Genomic DNA, 4,545 nt, shown 5'->3' with positions numbered 1-4,545 from the left:
TGAATGAGTTCCATATGGCTCCTTTGCCTGCCATGACGGGGAAGGATGTATTGGAGTAGGCCGGAACTTAGTGGTCCTATTCGTAAATACGGTCGCATTCGAGGGTCGTAGGGCGGCCTCATCTGCGTTCCGCTCCTTGCGGCGTACCAGAGGGTACGCCTCAGTCGCGCGCCTTGATAAGACCGCCCTACGACCCTCTACCGGTAAACCGAGTACAAGTCGGTACGTTACCCTATTTACGAACAGGACCACTTAGGAAAGGTGTGATCATGTTTAAGAAAAAAATTCCCATCGACAAAGATCTCTTTGAACGTGCTTCTCTGTTTGCTGAAGAAAAGGGATATGCAGACCTTTCAGAATGGGTCAGTGACCTGATGGAAGAAGAAATGAAACGTGCCCAGGGAACACCCTCCTCAGGGGGGAAAGAAGAAGATGAGGTGAAGAAGAGGCTGCAGGGATTAGGGTATATCTCTTAGTGCCTGACGGATCGGGTTTTGCAAGCATCTCACTTCGGTAGCCGCTTATGATGATGTTCAATATGGTTTCAAAGTTTTTTGATTTTGTGCTATCTCCCTTTGCCGAGATGTCTCCCTATGCGGGGCTGAGTCTGATCTCCGTGGTCACAGGCGTGGTGATGGTCTTTCTTTACAGTTGGACCACGGATCAGAAAAAATTAAAGGAAATCCGGGACAAGATCAAAATCCACTTCCTGGAGGTCCGCCTTTTTAAAGAAGATATGGCGGAGATGTTCACAATCCAGAGGGAGATTATCAAGGAAAATCTCAACTATCTGCGATATACGTTTAAATCCGCGGTGGTCTTGATCCTCCCGATCCTCTTTATTGTGATTGACTTGAACGCGAGGTACAGCTTTTATCCCATCCGTCCCGGGGATTCTTTTGTTGTTGCGGCTGTAGCGCAGGATCAAAACAGCCTCGCACGGATTGAACTCATCCTCCCGCAGGGGTTGAGCATGGATGTCTCCTCTATGCGTATTCCTGAGGAAAAGCGGGTAAGCTGGCAGATCCATGCAGGCTCGTCCGGCATCTACAACCTCATTTTCCATCAGGGAGAAAAACAATATATGCATAACGCTGTCATTTCAAGCCGGATCCAAAGGATCTACCCGGACATGAAGACAGAAAAAGAATGGATCTCGCGTTTGACCTCGAATGCCGGCCTCCTTCCCTCTGACTCTCCGATACAGATGATCCATATCGAATACCCGAAACAGGAGAGTTTCTTGGGTCTGCAGCCGGGATGGCTTTATTTCTTCTTCTTAATTTCCATGATCGCCGGGCTTGCAGTAAAAAAAATGATGAACCTCGCCTGATGCGCCCCTTCTTTCCATCCAAGATTCTCCGGCCATCCTTCTTATTCCGCATCTCTAAGTGGTCCTGTTCGTAAATAGGGTGACGTACCGACTTGTACTCGGTTTACCGGTAGAGGGCCTGCCTGTCGCGTACGCAACGCAGACAGGCGGCAGACAGGTCGTAGGGCGGTCTCATCTCCGAGCGCGACTCAGCGCGTACCCCTCTGGTACACCGCAAGGAGCGCAACTTTGATCCGACCGCCCTACGGCACTCGAATGCCACCGTATTTACGAATAGGGCCACTAAGTTTAAGCAAGATGTAGCCCTATAAATAACACATGTCATCTTTTTATGAATATGTGCATAACTGATTGTTTTATAATGTTTATTCCAGATCCGGCAACATGAGGTGTTTCGTTTATATGACATGCCTGCCGGGTTCTGCCGGATGAGTTATTCAGACTATATCATATAAAATCTAATATAATCAATGAATTACAAGAGATTCCATTTTTTGGCATTGGTTTTGCAAGATGGAATAGTCAAGAGGTTAAAAACAAAGATGATCCTGAAACAAACATTTGGGATAGCCCAAATCAACCAAGGAGGTACAAGATGAAAACCAAGAATATGGAAGTCGTAAAAACAGGGATGAAGGTGGGCGCCGTATTAGGTGGTATTGCCTTTCTGATTTTCGGAATCGTTCCAGGATTCCATTACGGCGGTTATGGGACCTTGATGCTGCTCAATAAGATCATGGGAGGCCCGGTAGAGTTCACTCTCGCAGTCCGCATGCTTGTTGTCCTTGGGATTCTTCTCGGGATCCTCTGCCTCGGATTCATGAGCATTGTGGTAGGTTCCGTGTTTGGGACCGCTTCCGGCTACATTGTTCATGCCTTGAGCTATCTTAAAGCGCCTGAGGAAGAAGAGATGGTGAAGACCGAGAAATAAGACGACTGATCAAACATCCCAACAAATCCATCCCCCCAAAGGCCCTCTATCCAAGGAAGAGGGCCTTTTCTGTTATTTTATTACAACATTTTAAAAATATGTTATAATTTTATTACATTTCATTTGCAGTGACATTGTAAAAGGCTTTTCAAGAGACATGAAAAAATAGTGTCATAATTTTATGACAATAGCCATACAGTGGGGATTCAGGACAGCTCTTTAGAATATGTTAAATTTCATATACTTGAACATTTCTTGATCTTGGCATCATTATTGCTGTATAAGAGAACTGAAAATTCGTTGAACAGGGTGCAATCATCGAAGAAACGAGGTGGCCATGGGTGATAAAAAATTATTGTTCATCACTTTTCTGTTTTTTACAGGGGTCTTGTTCCTGGCGAATGATCTCCATGCAGACAATCTCTCCTGTATGGTCTGTCATGGCGCGCTGAAGGGGGAATATATGACCCGCCAGGGTATTCGGACGAGCCTTCATGTGGACGGTGAAAAATATGCCCTATCTGTGCATGCGGATCTGGATTGTACGATGTGTCACCTCACCTATCAGGACAATCCCCACAAATCCATGGAGCAAGGGGTGGACGAGACGATCCTGAACATCGCTCAGGTGATCCGGAGGAAGAGCCCCTTGGATCCTGTGGCCCAGGCCGCCTGCACCCAATGCCACAGTGAAATCTATCAAGAGTACAAACAGAGCGTCCATGGCGTGAATATTTTTGAAAAGAATGAAACCGATGCGGCCCTTTGCCTGGACTGCCATGGGTCCCCCCATGAGATCGTCTCTGCGGAAGGTCTAAACGCGAAGACCGGCCGTTTGAAGTCAGCAACAGCCTACGAACAAATCGTGACGACCTGCGGGAAGTGCCATGAGCAGAAAAGTGTTTCACTCAAGTACGGGTTCAGCACCCGGATTATCCAGCGCTATAATGAAAGTTTCCACGGGAAGAAATATCATTTGGGAGGCAAAAACCTTCCGGTCTGCACCACCTGTCACGGGTCACACAATATTCATTCTCACAAGGATCCCCAATCTCCGGTTTACGTCACAAACAAGATCTCCCTCTGCAATCAATGCCACAAAGGAGCGGATGAAAAATTTGTGGCGGCCATTACGCACAAACCGATCGGCAGGGATAACCCTATTCCTTACTATTCGGAGAAAGGGTTGATTATTCTGACCATCGGTGTGATTGCAGGCTGTGCCCTGCACATTCTTTTGCAGATTTATGCGACCCTACGAGACGCCATTCAACTTCACAGGAGGATGTCAAGATGAAATCCGAAAATGACGAGGCTGCACGCAACAACCATGACGTTCTGCCGGACGAAGTCGAAAGGTTCAACATTCATTATCGGATCCAGCACGTCCTCATGCTGACTTCGTTTCTTGTTCTGTTTTTTACCGGATGGGCTCTCAAGTTTTCGGAAGTGGAAACATCCTACTCATGGATCCATTTCTGGGGAGGGCCAAAAACCGCAGGCATCATCCATCGAATAGCCGGGATCACCATGATTATGGATTCCCTCTATCATGTTCTTTATTTGATTTACCGGTTTTCCCGGGGCAAACTCCGGTGGGATTTGATCCCGGTCTGGAAGGACTTCGAAGATCTCTACCAGAATATTCGCTATTTCCTAGGCCTTTCAAAAGAGAAACCCAGATTCGGAAGGTTCAGTTACCTGCAGAAGTTCGATTATTGGGCCGTGTTCTGGGGGATTTTTGTCATCGGATTTTCAGGCCTCGCCCTGGCGTTCCCGACCAAGGCGGCTCTCTTCTTTCCGGAATCCTCCAAGAACTGGATCTGGGAACTCATTTATATCATGCACAGCGATGAGGCCCTCCTGGCCATTGTTTTTATCCTGTTCTGGCATTTTTACAATGAGCATCTCCGTCCCGAGGTCTTTCCCATGAGCTGGGTATGGATTACAGGAAAAATATCCACGCATGAACTCCGGCATGAACACCCCATGGAATTCGAACGATTGTTCCCGGAGGCCCATGCACAGACGGTGACCGAAGAGGATGGAGGCCGGGGAGAAGACAAGGCTTCCCGTGAGGTTTAGTAAATAAGGATCATCTCCAAAAGAGTGGGTGAAGACATCAGGGGTCAAGGGGTCAAGGATTCCAGGGGTCAAGTGAAGTGCTCAAACACTACAAGGAGTTAAAGGAAGGGCCCTAGTCTTATCAATTATGCTTGGAGATTTACAAAACAACAAAAAGATTTCCTATAGAAGAAAGATATGGCCTGACGTCACAGAT

The 4,545-nt window shown here is 47.3% G+C and carries 5 protein-coding genes; all 5 read left to right on the top strand.

Annotated features, from left to right (window positions below; all coding sequences use genetic code 11):
- Positions 1-269: 269 nt before the first annotated feature.
- The 5 genes from AUK29_10705 to AUK29_10685 all read left to right on the top strand — a co-directional run bounded on the left by AUK29_10705 (position 270) and on the right by AUK29_10685 (position 4,349).
- Entirely contained in the window at positions 270-476 is a 207-nt protein-coding gene (locus tag AUK29_10705) for a hypothetical protein (GenBank protein ID OIP60970.1), read from the top strand.
- Between the two features lie 62 nt (positions 477-538).
- Positions 539-1,333: a hypothetical protein gene (locus AUK29_10700; GenBank protein ID OIP60969.1), complete on the top strand. Its 795-nt coding sequence runs from the start codon at positions 539-541 to the stop codon at positions 1,331-1,333.
- 595 nt (positions 1,334-1,928) lie between these two features.
- Positions 1,929-2,264: a hypothetical protein gene (locus tag AUK29_10695; GenBank protein ID OIP60968.1), complete on the top strand. Its 336-nt coding sequence runs from the start codon at positions 1,929-1,931 to the stop codon at positions 2,262-2,264.
- Positions 2,265-2,601: 337 nt separating this feature from the next.
- Positions 2,602-3,561, top strand: coding sequence for a hypothetical protein (locus AUK29_10690; GenBank protein ID OIP60967.1), 960 nt, complete (start codon positions 2,602-2,604; stop codon positions 3,559-3,561).
- Positions 3,558-4,349 (top strand): hypothetical protein, encoded by a 792-nt coding sequence (locus tag AUK29_10685; GenBank protein ID OIP60966.1) that lies wholly within the window; start codon positions 3,558-3,560, stop codon positions 4,347-4,349. The genes AUK29_10690 and AUK29_10685 overlap by 4 nt, the downstream gene beginning before the upstream one ends.
- Positions 4,350-4,545 lie beyond the last annotated feature (196 nt).

The sequence above is a fragment of the Nitrospirae bacterium CG2_30_53_67 genome (genome assembly GCA_001873285.1).
Lineage (GTDB): Bacteria > CG2-30-53-67 > CG2-30-53-67 > CG2-30-53-67 > CG2-30-53-67 > CG2-30-53-67.
Note: the sequence above shows the minus strand (reverse complement) of the source record. Positions and strands in the feature narration are given on the sequence as shown.